We start from the raw sequence: 18010 nt of genomic DNA on the forward strand, positions 1-18010 counted from the left end.
GGGACGACAGGTGTGGGTGTTGCCGGCAGCGTCTATCCAGCGCACCCCTACGTCGGCGAGATCGCCCGTTTCAGCGGCGCCGGCTGCGCCGCGGCACCACGCGTCAGCCTCGCCTTTTCCGTGTTCGGCCAGAGCAGCAGCAGGCCGACCACACCGGAGCCGATCATGATCACCGCGTTGATGGTAAATCCGGTCAGGTAGCCGTCGATCGTGCTGCCAGCGCGCTCGATCACCTTGCCCATTACGTAGGGCGCGATGACGCCCGAGAGCGTGTAGAGTGCGCCGTAGATCGCGAGGATGGCGCCGCGCTGCGAAGCCGGGGTGAACTCGCCGAGCATCGGCGGGCAGACGACATAGATCGCGCCGCAGAGGCCCGCGCCGACCACGAGCAGCGCGATCTGCAGACCCGAGCCCGCGACATGCGGCATCGATGCCAGGATCAGGCCGCCGATGATCAGCGGCACCGAGCCCAGCACGCCACGCGAGACGCGCGTGGTGTAGCCGCGCACCATCATCACCTGCGAGATCCAGCCGGTCAGAATCACGATGGTGGCGCCAAACACCCAGGGCAGGATCGAGATCCAGCCGGCGTCGCTCTGCGAGAAGCCAAGTCCCTTGACGATGAAGGACGTGAACCACGTCAGTCCGAGCGACAGCGCCCAATAGGCGCCGAAGGTCGCGATCACGCAGCCGAGGAAGGTGCGCGAGGTCAGAAGCCGGATGTAGGGAATTTTCGGTTCACTGACGGCAAGCGTCTGCGTGTCCTCGAGCGGGCCTTCCTTGCCCAGCGCCAGCCAGGCGCAGACCCAGATCAGGCCGATCACGCCGAGCGCCCCGAAGGCATAGTGCCAGGAGTGATTGACGATGATCCAGTTCAGCGCCGGCACGGCCAGGATGACGCCGAAGGCCGAGCCTTGCGTCAGCACCGCGGTCGGCAACGCGCGCTTCTCGTCCGGGAACCATTTGTAGATCGCGTGCATCGCGACAGAAGCCGCGGGACCTTCGCCCGCGCCGAGCACGATGCGGCAGATCAACAGCGTCGTGAAGCTGACGGCGCCGACCATCGGAAACTGTGCCAGCGCCCAGATCACGGCGAGCGTCAGCAGCACCCAGCGCGTCGGCACCTTGTTGACGAGGAAGCCGACCACGATGGCCGAGATCGAGAACAGGAAGAAGAACGCGGAGCCGAGCAGGCCGAACTGCGCGGGCTCGAGCTTCATGTCGGTCACGATCGGCACGCCGGCGAGGCCGACGACGATCTTGTCCGCGAAGTTCACCACCATCAAGAGAAAGAGGAGAAAAACGATGGTCCAGGCGCCCTTCGGCGTTGCCTTGGATGCTCCCTTGGATGCTCCCTTGGATGCTCCCTTGGACGTCCCTACCGTCTTGGCTGCCGCGGACGGCGTTGCCTGAGCGCTCATCATTCTCCCCGTATGTCTTTATCGTCGGCACGTTTGATTTGGCCGTCTTGAGAGCTAACAACGGCTTGAACGGCAACGCAACCCCGGCATTTCCGCGCCAAGTGTAGTGCCAAGTGAGGTGCCAAGTGTGGCGCCAAGTGTGCTACGCAGCGTGGAGTTAATTCCGTCCGGTGCACAGATCTTGCTCAGCATCCGCAACCTCTCCAAAACCTTCACCTCGGCCGACGAGCCCGTGCATGTGCTGCGCGGCGTCGACCTGGACCTCGCCGGCGGCGAGCGCGTCGCGCTGACAGGCGAATCCGGCAGCGGCAAGAGCACGCTGCTGCATCTGATCGCAGGGCTGGATGCCGCCGATGGCGGCACGATCCGGCTCGAGGACACCGAGGTCACCAGGCTTGCGGACGCCGGCCGCGCCGAGTTGCGCCGCGACCGGATTGGCCTGGTGTTTCAGCAATTCAACCTGATCCCGAGCCTGTCGGTCGCCGACAACCTCGCCTTCCAGGCGCGCATCGCCGGTCGGCATGAAGCGGCCTGGACCAGAGAGCTGGTCGAGCGGCTCGGCCTCGGCGGCCTGCTCAAACGTTATCCCGAGCAATTGTCAGGCGGCCAGCAGCAGCGGGTCGCAATCGGCAGGGCGCTGGCGACAAGACCGTCGCTGCTGCTTGCCGACGAGCCGACCGGCAATCTGGATGAAGCCACCGCCGACGAGGTGCTGGCGCTGACGCGCGATCTCGTCGCGCGCACCGGCTGCGGCTTCCTGATGGTGACGCACAGTCTGCATCTGGCCGGCACGCTCGACCGTCACATCGTACTCCATGCGGGGCGGATCGCATGAAGCGCGCGCTGTGGGTGCTGGCGGTGCTGCTGAGCCATTGGCGCCGGCACAGGATGCAATTCGCCACGCTGCTGATCGGGCTGATCGCGGCGACCGCGCTGTGGAGCGGCGTGCAGGCGATCAACCAGCAGGCCCGCAGCGCCTATGACCGCGCGGCGGCGACCTTTGGCGGCGTGCGCACGGCGACATTGGTCGCGCCTGATACGGCGACGTTCCCGCAGGAGCTTTTCATCAAGCTTCGCCGCGCCGGCTGGCCGGTCTCGCCGGTGCTGGAAGGCCGGGTTCAGATCAATGGGCGCTCGATCCGGCTGCTCGGCATCGAGCCGGTGACGCTGCCGGTTGACGTCGGCAATGCGCCGCGGCTTGGGGCGGCTGATCTCGGCACTTTCGTGGCCGCGCCCGGGCAGACGCTGGTGGCGCGGGAGACGCTGGCCGATTTGCACGAAGGCGAAGGCGCGGCGCCGTCGATCAGCAGCGGCGCAAGACTGCCGCCGCTGCATGTGCAGCCGCAGCTGGTGCCTGATGTGCTGGTGGTCGACATCGGCGTGGCGCAACGGCTTCTCAACAAGCCGAACCAGGTCTCGCGGCTGCTGATCGGCAAGGCCAGGGGCAAGCCGGCGGCGCTGCAAAGCATCGTCGGCGATCAGTTGCAGTTGATAGAGCCCACCGCGGAGACCGAGCTGGAGCGGCTCACCGACAGTTTCCATCTCAACCTCACCGCTTTCGGCCTGCTGTCGTTCTTCGTCGGCCTCTTCATCGTCAACTCGGCCGTTGGCCTCGCCTTCGAGCAGCGCCTGCCGATGCTGCGCACCTTGCGTGCCTGCGGCGCCTCGGCGCGGCTGGTCAATACCGTGCTGGTGGTCGAGCTGGTGGCGCTGGCGCTGGTCGCCGGCTTGATCGGGCTGGTCTGCGGCTATGTCATCGCGGCGGCGCTGCTGCCCGATGTCGCGGCGTCGCTGCGCGGGCTCTATGGCGCGCAGATTCCGGGGCAGCTCAGCTTGCGGCCCGAGTGGTGGCTCGCAGGTGTCGGCATCAGCGTTCTGGGTGCGATCGTGGCGGCCGCGACCAGCCTGATCAAGGCGATCAGGATGCCGGTGCTGGCGACGGCGCAGCCGCGGGCCTGGCAGCAGCGGCAGCGCCGGTGGCTGATCCTGCAGAGCCTTGCTGCCTGCGCCGTGTTCGCGGTCGCGTCGCTGCTGCTCTTCTACGGACAATCGCTGATCGCGGGGTTTGGCCTGCTCGCCGCGCTGATGCTCGGCGCGGCGCTGATCCTGCCGGCCTTCCTCGAGATCCTCCTGCTTACCGGCCAGCGTCTCGCGCGCCGGCCGCTGGCGATGTGGTTCTGGGCGGACAGCCGGCAGCAGCTCTCGGGACTATCGCTGGCGTTGATGGCGCTGCTGCTCGCGCTATCAGTCAATGTCGGCGTCTCGACCATGGTGGAAACGTTCAGCCGCACCTTTGTCGGCTGGCTCGACGGACGGCTCGCGGCCGATGTCTACATCAGCGCCGCCGACAATTCGCAAGGCGCGGCGATCCGCAATTGGCTGAAGGACCGCAGCGAGGTGCAGGCGGTCCTGTCCGGCGGGCGCGCGGAGACGCAGGTTCAGGGCCAGCCGGTGGAGTTGCTCGGCCTGCCCGATCACCCGCTCTACCGCGAGCGCTGGCCGCTGCTGGAGACCGCGCCGCGCGCCTGGACGCAGCTCGTGCCCGGCAATGCCGCCTTCATCAGCGAGCAGCTCAGCCGCCGCCTCAATATCCGCGTCGGCGATGTCATCGAGGTGCCGGCGCCGGGCGGGGCCTGGGAGCTCGACATCGTCGGCATCTATGCCGATTACGGCAATCCCAAGGGCCAGCTCGCGGTCAACGTCGCCGCGCTGATCCGGCAGTTTCCGCAAACGCCGCAGACGCGGATCGGGCTGATCGTTTCACGGGACAACATTCCCGGCCTGATCGCGGCCTTGCAGAAGCAATTCGCGCTCGATGACCGCGCGGTGGCCGACCAGGCGACGGTGAAGGCGGAATCGATCCGCATCTTCAACCGCACCTTTGCGGTGACGTCGGCACTCAATGCCTTCACGCTAGGGGTCGCCGGCATTGCGCTCCTGACCAGCCTCTTGACGCTGGCGAACTCGCGGCTGCCGCAGCTCGCGCCGCTCTGGGCGATCGGCATCACGCGGCCGCGCCTCGCTGCCATCGAGCTAACCAAGACGCTGGCGGTGGCGCTGTTCACCTCGCTGCTCGCGGTGCCGCTTGGGCTTTTGGTGGCGTGGTGCCTGATTGCGATCGTGAACGTGAAGGCGTTCGGCTGGCGGCTGCCGTTCCATGTGTTTCCGTTGCAACTGGTCGAGCTGGTCGCGGTGTCGCTGGTCGCCTCGCTGCTGGCCGCGCTGCTGCCGGTGTTGCGGCTGGCGCGGATGCAGCCGTCGAGCCTCGTCAAGGTGTTTGCCAATGAGCGGTGATCGGATTTCTCGGCGAGCTTTCGCCGGCGGCATCGCCACGCTCGCTCTCGCGCATCGCGCCAAGGCGCAAGGCTATGCCGGATTGGGCGAGAGCGCCGACGGCTTTGCGAAGGTCACGCCTGGAAAGCTGTTCACCTTCCCCGGAGATCACGGGCCGCATCCGGATTTTCGCATCGAGTGGTGGTATCTGACGGCGAACCTCGTCGACAGCAGCGGCGCGGCCTGCGGGCTGCAATGGACGCTGTTCCGCCAGGCCGCAAAGCCGGGGCCGCAAGCAGAAGGCTGGGCCAATCAGCAGATCTGGATGGCGCATGCCGCCGTGACGCGCGCCGACACCCATCGGTTCAGCGAGGCGTTTGCGCGCGGCGGCATCGGACAGGCGGGCGTCGCGGCAAAGCCGTTCGCGGCGTGGATCGACGATTGGGAGATGAAGGGCGTTGAGCGCACCGACGATCGCACGCTGTCACCGGTGACGCTGAAGGCATCGGGCAACGATTTCAGCTACGCGCTGACGCTGGAGGCCGATCGCCCGGTCGTGTTGCAGGGCGAGGCCGGTTACAGCCGCAAGTCGGAGCGCGGGCAGGCGTCGTACTATTACAGCCAGCCGTTCTACCGCGCGCGCGGCACGCTCATCATCGACGACATCCCGGTCGAGGTCTCGGGCCAGGCCTGGATGGACCGCGAATGGAGCAGCCAGCCGCTCGACACCGATCAGACCGGCTGGGATTGGCTGTCGCTGCATCTGTCCTCCGGCGCCAAGCTGATGCTGTACCGGCTGCGCCAGAAGGACGGCAAGGATCATCCGTTCGGCAACTGGATCAGCGCCACCGGCGAGACGCAGATGATCGCGGCAGGCGATATCCGGATGACGCCAAAGGCAAATGCGGACGTGGCGGGCCGCAAGCTGCCGGTGGAATGGCAGATCGCAATCCCGTCGCGCTCGTTCTCGATTTCCTGCAAGCCGCTCAATCCGAAGGCGTGGATGGGCACCGGCTTCTCTTATTGGGAAGGACCGATCAGCTTTACCGGCACGCATGATGGCGTTGGCTATCTCGAGCTGACCGGTTATTGAAGCGCGGTCTGTTTAGGGGGATCCCGCAATGTACCGTCTCACCGCCCTCGTCACGCTGCTGTCGCTGGCCTTCTATTTCTTCACCTGCATCAATGTCTCGCGGTCGCGGACCAGGACCGGCGTGAAGGTGCCGGCGATTTCGGGCCATCCGGACTTCGAGCGCGCCTTTCGTATCCAGATGAACACGCTGGAATGGATGCCGATCTTCCTGCCGTCGCTATGGCTGTTCGCGATCTATATCAGCGATCCCATTGCGGCCGCGATCGGCGCGATCTGGATCATCGGCCGCATCGCCTATTTCACCGGCTATTCGCAGGCCGCCGCCAAGCGCGGCCCGGGGTTTGCGATCCAGGGCGTGGCAGCCATCGCGCTGTGGGTGGGAGCGCTCGGGGCGGTGATGATGAGGTTGGTGTGAGGGATGATCGTAAGTGTCATTCCGGGGCGGCGCGCCAGCGCCGAACCCGGAATCTCGAGATTCCAGGTTCGATGCTTCGCATCGCCCCGGAATGACGCCGCGCGTCACTTCGTCAGCGGGCAGCCGCTGTCCTTGGCGGTGAAGAACGCCTGGTCGCCGGGGACGACGGCGAGCTGCTTGTAATAGTCCCAGGGCTTCTTCGACTCCGAGGGCTTCTTGACCTCGAACAGATACATGTCGTGGACCATGCGGCCGTTCTCGAGCACCTTGCCCTTGGCGAAAGCGTCGTCGACCGGCAGCTCCTTGAGCTTCCTGGCGACGGCCTCGGTGTCCTTGCTGCCGGCCGCCTTGACTGCCTTCAGGTAGCTCAGCGTAGCCGAATAAGTCCCGGCCTGGATCATGTTGGGCATCCGCCCGGTGCGCTTGAAGAAGCGTTCGCCGAGGTCGCGCGTCTTGTCGTTGAGATCCCAGTAATAGCCTTCGGTGAGCACGAGGCCCTGCGCAACCTGAAGCCCGAGACCATGAACGTCCGAGAGTACCATCAGCAAACCAGCGAGCTTCTGGCCACCAGAGACGATGCCGAACTCCGCAGCCTGCTTGATCGAGTTGGTCGTATCGAGGCCGGCATTGGCGAGTCCGACGATCTTGGCCTTCGAGCTCTGCGCCTGCAGCAGGAAGGAGGAGAAGTCTGACGAGTTCAGGGGCACGCGGACCGAGCCCAGCACCTTGCCGCCATTGGCGGTGACGATCTCGCTGGTGTCCTTCTCCAGCGCATAGCCGAAGGCGTAATCGGCGGTGAGGAAGAACCAGCTGTCGCCGCCTGCCTTCACCAGCGCGCCGCCGGTGCCGACGGCGAGCGCGCGCGTATCGAATGCCCAGTGGAAGCCGTAGGGCTGACAGGCATCGCCGGTAAGGCGCGATGTCGCCGCGCCCACCACGATGTCGATCTTCTTCTTTTCCTTGGAGAGCTCGTGGATCGCGAGCGCGACCGAGGAGGTGGTCAGCTCCGTGATCATGTCGACGTTCTCGACGTCGTACCAGCGCCGTGCGATCGAGGTGGCGAGGTCAGGCTTGTTCTGGTGATCGGCCGTGACAAGCTCGATCTTCTGCCCGAGCACCTCGCCGCCAAAATCCTCGATCGCCATCTTGGCCGCCTCGACCGACCATTTGCCGCCGTAGTCGGCGTAGACGCCGGATTGATCGTTGAGAATGCCGATCTTGACGCCCTGCGCGAGGGCCGGCGCGGCCAGCAACAAAGCCGAAATTGCGACAGCGGCCAAAAGTCCTGATTTCATTCGTTATCTCCCAGCAGTGTTCTGTTATGAAATCGCGCGGAGTGTAGTGAAGAACAACGGGCGTGCCCATGGGGTTCGTGTTGGTCGTTAGTATGGCTTCTGCACGCCCAACAGTCGGTGTCGTCGCGGCCCCCTTGCGCAATAGCGCACTAGGCCGGGACGACATCGAGATTGCGGATAGGCTGATGGTCAAGATGACGAGACCACGCCCTTCTCGTTCCGCCCCTCGGCCAGGTTCCGCACCACCACATAGAAGATCGGCGTGAACAGCAGGCCGAACAGCGTGACGCCGATCATGCCGAAGAACACGGCGACGCCGACGGCCTGGCGCATCTCGGAACCTGAACCGGACGAGATCACCAGCGGCAGCACGCCGAGGATGAAGGCGAAGGACGTCATCAGGATCGGCCGCAGGCGCAGGCGGCAGGCCTCGATCACGGCCTCCAGCCGCGGCTTGCCTTCCTTCTCGATGTCGCGCGCGAACTCGACGATGAGGATCGCGTTTTTGGCCGCGAGCCCCACCAGCACGACGAAGCCGATCTGGGTCAGGATGTTGACGTCCTGGCCCATGATGCGCACGCCGATGGTGGCAGCGAGCAGGCACATCGGCACGATCAGGATCACCGCGAACGGCAGCGTCCAGCTGCCATATTGCGCGGCGAGCACGAGATAGACGAACAGCACGCAGATCGGGAACACGTAGAGGCCGGCATTGCCGCCGGTGATCTGCTGATAGGACAGGTCGGTCCATTCGAAGGTGAAGCCGCTCGGCAAGGTGTCGTCGGCGAGCTTCTTGATGGCGTTGAGCGCGGTGGTCGAGCTCGTCCCCGGCGCCGGCTCGCCCTGCAATTCGGACGCCGCGTAGAGATTGTAGCGCGCCACGCGATCCGGACCCGAGACGTCCCTGAAGTCGACCACGCTGCCGAGCATCACCATGTCGCCGGAGGCGTTGCGCGTGCGCAGCCGCGCAAGATCAGCAGGCTCCTTGCGGAACGGGAAATCAGCCTGCGCGGTGACATGATAGGTGCGACCGAACAGGTTGAAGTCGTTGACATAGGTCGACCCGAAATAGGTCTGGATCGTGTCGTTGATGTTCGAGATCGGCACGCCAAGCTTCTGCGCCTTGGTGCGGTCGATGTCGACGAACAGCTGCGGCGTATTGGCCGAGAACGGCGAGAACACCGAGGGGGCAAGCAGCGCGGGCGATTTGCGCGCGGCGGCGACAAGCTCGTCGGTCGCTGACGCCAGCAGCTGCGGTCCACGGCCCTGCCGGTCCTGGATGCGGATGGCGAAGCCGCCGCCGGTGCCGATGCCGGGCACGGCCGGTGGCGGAATCACGATGATGAAGGCACCCTGGATCGCGGCGAGGCGCTTGCGCAGCTCGGCCGTGATCGCATTCGCCGTCAGGCCCTTCTTCAGCCGCACCTCGGGCTCATCGAACACAGGGAAGAGCGCCGCCGCATTGCCGGCCTGGGTTCGTGTCGCGCCCGAGAAGCCGGCAAAGGCCGCAACACGGATGATGCCTGGCGTGTCCAGCGAGATCCGCTCGATCTCCCGCACGATCTCGGTGGTGCGCGCCAGCGAGGCCGCCCCCGGCAATTGCACCGAGATGATGACGTAGCCGCGGTCCTGGGCCGGGATGAAGCCCTGCGACGTCGTCCCGATCAACCAGCCTGCGCTGCCAATCAGCACGACATAAATCAGCAGCATCACCACCGCGTGCCGGATCACGAAATTGGCGAGGCCGGCATAGCCATGCGAAAGCCGATCGAACACACGATTGAAGGCGCCGGTGAAGGCGTTCCAACCCCGCGCAAGCAGATTCCAGGCGGCGGGCGGCCGCTTCTCCTCATGCGGGGTGAGGATCTGCGAGGCCAGTGCGGGCGACAGCGTCAGCGAGCAGAAGCAGGAGATCGCGGTCGCAACCGCGATGGTCACCGCGAATTGCTGGAAGAACTGCCCGGAGATGCCGCCCAGGAACGCCGTCGGCACGAACACTGCGCAGAGCACGAGCGCAATCGAGACCAGCGCGCCGCCGACCTCCTCCATCGTCTTCAGCGCCGCGTCGCGCCGGCTGAGGCCGTGCTCGAGATGCCGCTCGACATTCTCGACCACGACGATGGCATCGTCGACCACGATGCCGACGGCGAGCACGAGCCCGAACAGCGTGAGATTGTTGATGGAGAAGCCAAGCGCCGCCATCACCGCGAAAGTGCCGACCAGCGACACCGGAATCGCGATGATCGGGATGATCGCCGGCCGCCACCCCTGCAAAAACACCAGCACGACGACGACCACGAGCAGCATGGCCTCGTAGATGGTCTTGATCAGCTCGTGGACCGACTGCGCGATGAACTCGGTCGGGTTGTAGCCGATGTTGAAGTCGAGGCCCTTCGGAAAGCTCTGCTTGAGCCTCGCCATGGTGTCGGAGATGTTCTTGGCCGTCGCGAGCGCATTCGAGCCCGGCCGCTGCGTCACCAGCATGGCGACCGCGGATTTGCGCAGCAGGAAGCTGTTGGTCGAATAGGCCAAAGCACCGAGCTCGATGCGGGCGACGTCGCGCAGGCGCACCGTGCGGCCGTCGGAGCCGGCCTTGATCAGGATGTCCTCGAACTGCTTCTGGTCTTTCAGACGCCCGGTGAATACCAGGTTCGGCTGGAAGGCGCGGTCGGCGATCGGCGGCTCGGCGATCTGGCCGCCCGCGATCTGAACGTTCTGGGCGCGGATCGCGGCCAGCACCTCGGCCGAGGTCAGGCCGAGATTGGCGATGCGATCAGGATCGAGCCACAGCCGCATCGAATAGTCGCGCGCGCCAAAGATCTGGATGTCGCCGACGCCGTCGATACGGAGCAGCTGGTCGCGGACCTGGAGCAGTGCGTAGTTGGAGATATAGAGCTGGTCGAACGTGTCGTCGGGCGACAGCATGAACACGACCATCAGGATGTCGGGCGAGTTCTTGCGGGTGACGACGCCGTTGCGCTGCACCTCGTCCGGCAGCTGCGGCTGCGCGATCGCGACGCGGTTCTGCACCAGCACCTGGGCCTTGTCCAGATCGGTGCCGAGCTTGAACGTGACGGTGATGGTGAGCTGGCCGTTCGAGGTCGCCTGGCTGTAGAGATACAGCATGTCCTCGACGCCGTTGATCTGCTGCTCGATCGGAGCAGCGACGGTGTCGGACACGGTCTGCGCCGAGGCGCCGGGATATTGCGTGGTGACGACGACGGTCGGCGGCACCACTTGCGGATATTCGGAGATTGGTAGCGTAAAATAAGCGAGCGTACCGACGATCAGGAGCACGATCGACAGCACCATCGCGAGGATGGGCTGGTTGATGGACAGACGGCCAAGATTCATGACTTGTCACCAGCCTTGCCACCGGCCGGCGCTTGAGCGGTCTGCGGGGTGACCTTGGCGCCAACACGGGCGCGCTGGATGCCATTGACGATGACGCGGTCCTCGGCCTTCAACCCTTCGCGGATCACGCGCAGGCCGTCATCGAGGGGCCCGAGCACCACCGGGCGCGCTTCCACAGTATCGTCGGGCTTCACCACGAACACGATCTTGCGCGACTGGTCGGTCGCGACTGCTGCATCCGGAATCAGCAGCGCCTCGTACGGCGCGCTGCCGATCAGGCGAACGCGGCCGAACTGGCCGGGCAGAATCGAGAGGTCGGTGTTCTTGACCACCGCGCGGCTGCGCAGCGTCCCCGTGGAGACATCGAGGCGGTTGTCGAGGAAGTTGATGGCGCCGTCATGCGACGGCTTGGTCTCGCCTGCGAGCGTCACCTGCACGGGGTTCGCAGTATCGCGCGAACTCGGACGTTTCCCTTCAAACCACAGCTTGCTGTATTTGATGAAGGTCGTCTCATCCATGTCGAAATAGATGTAGATCGGATCGAGCGAGACGATCGAGGTCAGCAGCGTCGAGGTGCCGGTGTCGCTGCCCTGCACAAGGTTGCCGGGGCTGACGAGGTGCCGGCTGACGCGGCCGGTCAGCGGCGCTGTGACATGGGTGAACTCGATGTTGAGCCGGGCGGCTTGCAGTGCGCCTTCGGCCTGGGTTTCCGCCGCGTGCGCGGCCTGCAAGGCCTGGCGCCGCTGGTCGACGACCTGCTCGGAGACCGCGCTGGTCTGGACCAGGTTCAGGCCACGATCAAGCTCGCGCTTGGCCAGCTCCACCTTGGCGCGGGCGTCGGAGAGCTGGCCGTCGGCCTGCGCCGCCACTGCCTCGAACGGCCGGGGGTCGATGACGTAAAGCAGATCACCCTGGTGCACGATGGCACCGTCCTGGAATTCGACCGAGTTGACGAAGCCGCCGACACGCGGACGCACCTGCACCTCCTCGACCGCCTCGAAGCGGCCGGTGAACTCATCCCAATCAGTGACGGTGCGCTTGACCGGCTGGGCGACGGTCACCGCCGGAGGCGGCGGCGCAGCCGCTTGCGAGGTGGGCTGGCCACAGCCACTGAGTGCGAAGGCGGCGACGAGAAGGCCGGCTATGGCGTAGGGCTTGGCATGAGGCTTGTCATAAGGCTTGTCATAAAGCTTGGGCCGAACGAAATCGTGCGTTTTGACAAATTGCTCGCTTCCGTCCGATCCACTCATCCCTGGTCCTCGCATGAAAGCCGCGGAAAATGCAGCGTAGTCCTCTACCCGCGGGCGCCACAAGATGGGTGGCGATGATGAAATCTTCAAGACTACGTCACCCGCAATGCTCCGCCGGATGTCCTAGCCTGATGACGGGTTGACATTGCCTTCGCCTCTCCCCCGCTCGCGGGGCGAGGGAGACGAGAGATCAGCGTCTTCGCACATGACGGAGGCGGCCGGCTTGGCTAGACTACCCCCAACAAATCAAAACGAATTGTCCGGGGAGGACAGGCGTGCACCAGGGACGTGTCGTTTACGGCGCGATCGAGGAGGTCGTGTTCGGCCATCCGGCGGCCGAGGCCGTCGTCGCGCAGATGGACCGGCTGGGAACACGCCGCGCCTTCCTGATGGTGTCAGGGACGCTCAACCGCCAGACCGATGAGATCGCGAGGATCGTGCAGGCGCTGGGCTCGCGCTGTGTCGGGCTGTTCGATGCGATGCCCGCGCACACGCCGCGCGAGGCGGTGATCGCGGCCACCAATGCGGCACGCGAGGCCGGCGCAGATCTCATCGTCACTGTCGGCGGCGGCTCGATCACCGACGGCGCCAAGGCGGTGCAGCTCTGCCTTGCCAATGGGATCGACGATATCGCAGGCATCGACCGCATCCGTGTGCGCAAGGGCGTCGCGCCCGAGATGAGCGCGCCGACCGTGCGCCAGATCAGCGTGCCGACCACGATTGCCGGCGGCGAGTTCTCGTCGCTCGCCGGCGTGACCGACAGCAGCACGCATGTGAAGCAGATGCTGCGGCATCCGCTCACCGTGCCGCGCGCGACCATTCTCGACCCTGCGATCACCGTGCACACGCCGGAATGGCTGTTTCTCTCCACCGGCATCCGCGCCATCGACCATTGCGTCGAGGCGATCTGCTCGCACGAGACCCACCCTTACGCCGACGCGCAATCGGTGAAGGGCCTCGCCATGCTCGCCGACGCGTTGCCGCGGGTGAAGGCCGACCCCAGAGATCTCGACGCGCGGATGGACGCGCAGATCGGCACCTGGCTGTCGATGGGCGCGCTCGCGGCCGGCGTGCCGATGGGCGCGAGCCACGGCATCGGCTACGTGCTGGGCGCCGCCTTCGGCGTGCCGCATGGCCACACCTCCTGCATCATGCTGCCGGCGGTGATGCGCTGGAACGCGAGCGCCAATGCCGAGCGCCAGATGATCGTCGCCGCCGCGATGGGCTTTCCCGGTCACAACGCCGCCGACGTGCTCGACGCCTTCATCCGCTCGCTGGGCATGCCGCGCAGCCTCGCTGAGGTGAGTGTCTCGCCCGAGCATTTCGACTCCATCGCCGAGCAGGCGATGCGCACGAACTGGATTCCGCATAATCCGCGCAAGATCGAGAGCCCGCCGCAGATACGCGAAATCCTGGATCTCGCTGCATGATATTAAGGCAGGAGGACTGATGTACCCTGGTCTGCATGCCCGCCTGCGCCCGCTGCAGCCCGCCTTCATCATGGCGGCGACCGGCGAGGCCGTCACCTATCGCGAGCTGGACGCGCGAAGCAATCGGCTGGCGCATCTGTTTCGCAAGCACGGATTGAAACGGCTCGATCACTACTCGATCTTCATGGAGAACAACTCCCGATATCTCGAAGCCTGCGGCGCGGGCGAGCGGTCCGGACTGTACTATACCTGCATCAACTCGTTCCTGACGCCGGGGGAGCTCGCCTATCTCCTCGTCAACAGCCAGTCCAAGATCCTGATCACGTCGGTGGCAAAGCTCGGCATCGCGCGCGAGGCGATCCAGGCCTGCCCCGATGTCAAGCTCTGCATCGTCGCCGACGGCCCGGGGGAGAGCGATCGCATTGTGGGCCTTGCCGACGTCACCGCCGACCTGCCGAAGACGCCGATCGCGGATGAATGGCTCGGCACGGCCATGCTCTATTCATCCGGCACGACGGGGCGGCCGAAAGGCATCTTGCGGCCGTTGCCGGAAGAGCCGCCAAAACACAATCTGCCGCTGTTCGATTTCCTGACAAGGCTTTGGCACTATCGCGAGGGCATGGTCTATCTGTCGCCGGCGCCGCTCTACCATTCCGCACCGCAGGCTGCCGTCAATCTCACCATCCGGATGGGCGGCACCGTGATCATCATGGAGACATTCGATCCCGAGCGTTACCTTCAACTCGTCCAGCAATGGGGCATCACCCACACCCAGCTGGTGCCGACGATGTTCTCACGGATGTTGAAGCTGCCGGAAGAGGTGCGCAAGCGCTACGACCTTTCTTCGCTGGAGATCGCGATCCACGCCGCGGCACCCTGCCCGGCGCTGGTCAAGGATGACATCATCAAATGGTGGGGCCCGATCATCCACGAATATTATGGCGCGACCGAAGGCCTCGGCTTCACCGCCTGCAACAGCGAGGAATGGCTGGCGCATCGCGGCACCGTCGGCAAGGTGCTGCTGGGCGACCTCCACATTCTCGACGAGAATATGCGGGAGTGCCCGACCGGCACGCCGGGCCAAGTCTGGTTCAAGACGGCGTCGCCGTTTGAATATTTCAACGACCCCGAGAAGACGAAGGAGGCGCGCTCGGCCGACGGCAGCATGAGCACGGTCGGCGATGTCGGCTATGTCGACGAGGACCGCTTCCTCTATCTCACCGATCGCGCCACCTTCATGATCATCTCCGGCGGCGTGAACATCTATCCGCAGGAATGCGAGAATTTGCTGATCACCCATCCCAAGGTTGCGGATGCCGCCGTGTTCGGCGTGCCCAATGCCGATCTCGGCGAGGATGTGAAGGCCGTCGTGCAGCCGATGCCGGGCGTAATGCCTGGCGAGGCGCTTGCGGAGGAGCTGATCGCCTTCTGCGCAAAATCGCTGTCGCGGCAGAAGGTGCCGCGCTCGGTGGATTTCGAGAAGGAATTGCCGCGGCTGCCGACGGGAAAACTGTACAAACGGCTGCTGCGGGACCGGTATTGGGGCAACAAGACGTCAAGGATTGTGTGAAAGCTTGCTGCTACTGCGTTGCCTGCCCGGCTAACGCAAAAAACTCGGTGTCGTCCCGGCCTAGTGCGCAATTCCGCACGGGGGCAGGGACGACGATCGAGTTTGTTGGTTAAGGATTGCACGACGTCAGCTCCGGAACCCTTCGCACCTGCACTTTCCCATTATGAAAATGTGAATGCCTGCGGCGTTACGTCATCCAAATTACCAAGGCCCTCAAGCGCTTTAGCCCGTTGCCTCACCTTGCACCCGTCGGCTATCGTCCGGTCAAACAGGCCGTAAACGGCCCAAGAGACTGGTGTCCAGGGAGGACCGAGGATGCGGAGCGTGCGGGCACTCGCCGCGGCGGCGGCGTTGTCTTTGTTGGCGTTTTCGACCACGACTTTCGCCGGCGAGCCCAAGCAGGGCGGAATCCTGCGGATGTATCACCGCGACAGCCCGGCGAATGCGTCGATCCTCGAGGGCGCGACCTATTCGGTCAACGTGCCCTTCATGGGGGTGTTCAACAATCTCGTCATCTATGATCAGCATATCGCGCAAAACAGTCCTGATACACTCAGGCCTGAGCTGGCCGAGAGCTGGTCCTGGGGCAGTGACAACAAGAGACTGACGTTCAAGCTGCGCCAGGGCGTCAAATGGCATGACGGCAAGCCGTTCACGTCGGCCGACGTCAAATGCACATTCGACCTCCTCATGGGCAAGTCGCAGCAGAAGCTGCGGCAGAATCCGCGCAAGGCCTGGTACAGCGAGGTCGACGACGTCACACCAAACGGCGACTTCGAGGTCTCCTTCAACCTGAAGCGGCCGCAGCCCTCGCTGCTGGCGATGCTCGCCTCCGGCTATACGCCGATCTATCCCTGCCACGTCTCGCCGGCGGACATGCGCACCCACCCGATCGGGACCGGCCCCTACAAATTCGTCGAGTTCAAGGCCAATGAATCGATCAAGCTGACGCGGAATCCGGACTATTGGAAGAAGGACCTGCCCTATCTCGACGGCATCGAATACACCATCATCCCGAACCGCTCGACCGCGATCCTCGCCTTCGTCGCCGGCAAGTTCCACATGACGTTCCCGACGCATATCACCATCCCGTTGCTGAAGGACATCAAGTCGCAGGCGCCGAACGCGGTCTGCGTCGTCGAACCGACCAACGTCTCGACCAATATCATTGTCAATTCGACCTCGGCCCCGTTCGACAACATCGATATCCGCCGCGCGATGTCGCTGGCACTCGATCGGAAGGCGTTCGTCGATATCCTGTTCGCAGGTCAGGCCGACATCGGCGGCACCATGCTGCCGCCGCCGCAAGGCATCTGGGGCATGCCCAAGGACAAGCTCCAGACCATTCCGGGTTACGGTCCGGATGTGAACGCGAACCGCGAAGAAGCGAAGAAGCTGATGCAGAAGGCGGGTTACGGCCCCGACAAGCATCTGGCTGTGAAGGTTTCGACGCGCAATCTGGCGGAATATCGCGATCCCGCGGTGATCCTGATCGACCAGCTCAAGAGCATCTATATCGACGGTGAACTCGATGTGGTGGAGACCGCGAACTGGTTCCCGAAGGTTGCGCGCAAGGACTACATGCTCGGCCTCAATTTGACCGGCAATTCCGTCGACGATCCCGACCAATCCTTCTACGAGAACTATTCCTGCGGTTCGGAGCGGAACTACACCAATTACTGCAACAAGGAGATCGAGAAGCTGTTCGACCTGCAGTCGCAGGAGATCGATATTGGCAAGCGCAAGCAACTGGTCTGGGACATCGACCAGAAGCTGCAGGAGGACGTCGCCCGTCCGATCATCTTCCATGCGCGGGCCGGCACCTGCTGGCAGCCTTATGTCAAGGGGATCACGATCATGTCGAACAGCTCCTATAACGGATTTCGCTATGAGGATGTGTGGCTCGACAAATAAAGCGGCAGGCTGAAGATTAGCAGTTTCGGCGGAGGGCGCGAATGTTTGCCTATCTGGTGCGGCGCCTGTTCCTGATGCTCGTGACCCTGTTCGGGATCTCGGTCGTCATCTTCTTCCTGCTGCGTATCGTGCCCGGCAACATCGTCGACATCCTGTTCGCCGCGGCCGGCTACGTCGATCCCGCCGACAAGGTCGATCTCGAGAAGCAGCTCGGCATCGACCAGCCGCTGGTGGTGCAATATCTGCACTGGATCGGCGGCTTGCTGCGCGGCGATCTCGGCTACTCCTACGTCTCGGAGAAGCCGGCGCTGCAGGAAATCCTGCCGCGAATCCCGATCACCGCGCGGCTCGCCGGGCTCGCGCTGCTGTTTTCGGCGTCGATCGGCATTCCGCTCGGCGTCATCAGCGCGGTGAAGCAGGGCTCGCGGATCGACTACGCGCTGCGCGTGCTGAGCCTGAGCGGATTGTCGCTGCCCTCGTTCTGGCTCGGTCTGCTGGTTCTGACCGCGTCCGTCGCCATGTTCGGGCAGATGCCGATCTTCAATCCCAATCCGCAGAGTTTTGCCGAGGCCTTCGCAACCTATTGCATCCCGGCGATGGTGGTCGGCTTCCGCAGTTCAGCGCTGACCATGCGCATCACGCGATCGTCCATGCTGGAAGTGCTGCGGCAGGATTATATCCGCACCGCCCGTGCCAAGGGCGCATCTGACGCGGCCGTGAACTATCACCATGCGCTGAAGAACGCGATCCTGCCCGTGATCACCGTGATCGGCATCGAGGCGGCGTTCCTGATCGGCGGCCTCATCGTCACCGAGACCGTGTTCAACATCCCCGGCGTCGCCCGCTTCCTGGTCGAGGCGATCCGCTGGCGCGATTATCCGATCGTGCAGAACCTCGTGATGTTCATCGCGGTCGTGGTGGTGTTCGCGAATTTCACCGTCGACATGCTCTACGCGGTGTTCGACCCGCGCATCCGGTACACGGATTAGGAGATC

12 protein-coding genes are annotated in these 18010 nt (G+C 64.5%); 8 read left to right on the forward strand and 4 right to left on the reverse strand.

The window, feature by feature from the left end; translation table 11 throughout:
• Window positions 1-47: 47 nt before the first annotated feature.
• A complete protein-coding gene (locus ACNJX9_RS38470) occupies window positions 48-1421 on the reverse strand; it encodes an MFS transporter (RefSeq protein ID WP_439407288.1) in 1374 nt (457 codons plus the stop codon).
• Window positions 1422-1602: 181 nt separating this feature from the next.
• Here ACNJX9_RS38470 and ACNJX9_RS38475 point away from each other — a divergent pair, with 181 nt between their 5' ends.
• The 4 genes from ACNJX9_RS38475 to ACNJX9_RS38490 are packed head-to-tail and all read left to right on the forward strand — an operon-like array spanning window position 1603 to window position 6202.
• Window positions 1603-2256, forward strand: coding sequence for an ABC transporter ATP-binding protein (locus tag ACNJX9_RS38475; protein ID WP_057747160.1), 654 nt, complete (start codon window positions 1603-1605; stop codon window positions 2254-2256).
• A complete protein-coding gene (locus ACNJX9_RS38480; RefSeq protein WP_439407289.1) occupies window positions 2253-4715 on the forward strand; it encodes an FtsX-like permease family protein in 2463 nt (820 codons plus the stop codon). The genes ACNJX9_RS38475 and ACNJX9_RS38480 overlap by 4 nt, the downstream gene beginning before the upstream one ends.
• Window positions 4705-5787 (forward strand): lipocalin-like domain-containing protein, encoded by a 1083-nt coding sequence (locus tag ACNJX9_RS38485; RefSeq protein WP_439407290.1) that lies wholly within the window; start codon window positions 4705-4707, stop codon window positions 5785-5787. Before ACNJX9_RS38480 ends, ACNJX9_RS38485 begins: the two co-directional genes overlap by 11 nt.
• Window positions 5788-5815: 28 nt before the next feature.
• Complete coding sequence (locus ACNJX9_RS38490; protein ID WP_439407291.1) at window positions 5816-6202, forward strand: MAPEG family protein; 387 nt, start codon at window positions 5816-5818, stop codon at window positions 6200-6202.
• A 104-nt stretch (window positions 6203-6306) separates the two neighbouring features.
• On the opposite strand, the gene ACNJX9_RS38495 is transcribed toward ACNJX9_RS38490, so the two are convergent.
• The 3 genes from ACNJX9_RS38495 to ACNJX9_RS38505 form a co-directional block, all read right to left on the reverse strand.
• Window positions 6307-7497: an ABC transporter substrate-binding protein gene (locus tag ACNJX9_RS38495; protein ID WP_439407292.1), complete on the reverse strand. Its 1191-nt coding sequence runs from the start codon at window positions 7495-7497 to the stop codon at window positions 6307-6309.
• 189 nt (window positions 7498-7686) lie between these two features.
• Window positions 7687-10851, reverse strand: coding sequence for an efflux RND transporter permease subunit (locus ACNJX9_RS38500; RefSeq protein ID WP_439407293.1), 3165 nt, complete (start codon window positions 10849-10851; stop codon window positions 7687-7689).
• On the reverse strand, window positions 10848-12101 hold the full coding sequence (locus ACNJX9_RS38505; protein WP_439407294.1) for an efflux RND transporter periplasmic adaptor subunit: 1254 nt from the start codon (window positions 12099-12101) through the stop codon (window positions 10848-10850). The genes ACNJX9_RS38500 and ACNJX9_RS38505 overlap by 4 nt, the downstream gene beginning before the upstream one ends.
• 275 nt (window positions 12102-12376) lie before the next feature.
• On the opposite strand from ACNJX9_RS38505, the gene ACNJX9_RS38510 reads away from it, so the two are divergent.
• The 4 genes from ACNJX9_RS38510 (at window position 12377) to ACNJX9_RS38525 (ending at window position 18004) form a co-directional block, all read left to right on the forward strand.
• Window positions 12377-13531 (forward strand): iron-containing alcohol dehydrogenase, encoded by a 1155-nt coding sequence (locus tag ACNJX9_RS38510; protein ID WP_439407295.1) that lies wholly within the window; start codon window positions 12377-12379, stop codon window positions 13529-13531.
• A 19-nt stretch (window positions 13532-13550) separates the two neighbouring features.
• Entirely contained in the window at window positions 13551-15101 is a 1551-nt protein-coding gene (locus tag ACNJX9_RS38515) for an AMP-binding protein (RefSeq protein WP_439407296.1), read from the forward strand.
• Between the two features lie 315 nt (window positions 15102-15416).
• Window positions 15417-17015 carry an ABC transporter substrate-binding protein gene (locus ACNJX9_RS38520; RefSeq protein WP_439407297.1) on the forward strand — a complete coding sequence of 533 codons (1599 nt, stop codon included), beginning with the start codon at window positions 15417-15419 and terminating at the stop codon, window positions 17013-17015.
• Between the two features lie 41 nt (window positions 17016-17056).
• Window positions 17057-18004, forward strand: coding sequence for an ABC transporter permease (locus tag ACNJX9_RS38525; RefSeq protein ID WP_057747179.1), 948 nt, complete (start codon window positions 17057-17059; stop codon window positions 18002-18004).
• Window positions 18005-18010 lie beyond the last annotated feature (6 nt).

This window comes from Bradyrhizobium sp. BLXBL-03, assembly GCF_051853015.1.
GTDB classification, from domain to species: domain Bacteria; phylum Pseudomonadota; class Alphaproteobacteria; order Rhizobiales; family Xanthobacteraceae; genus Bradyrhizobium; species Bradyrhizobium manausense.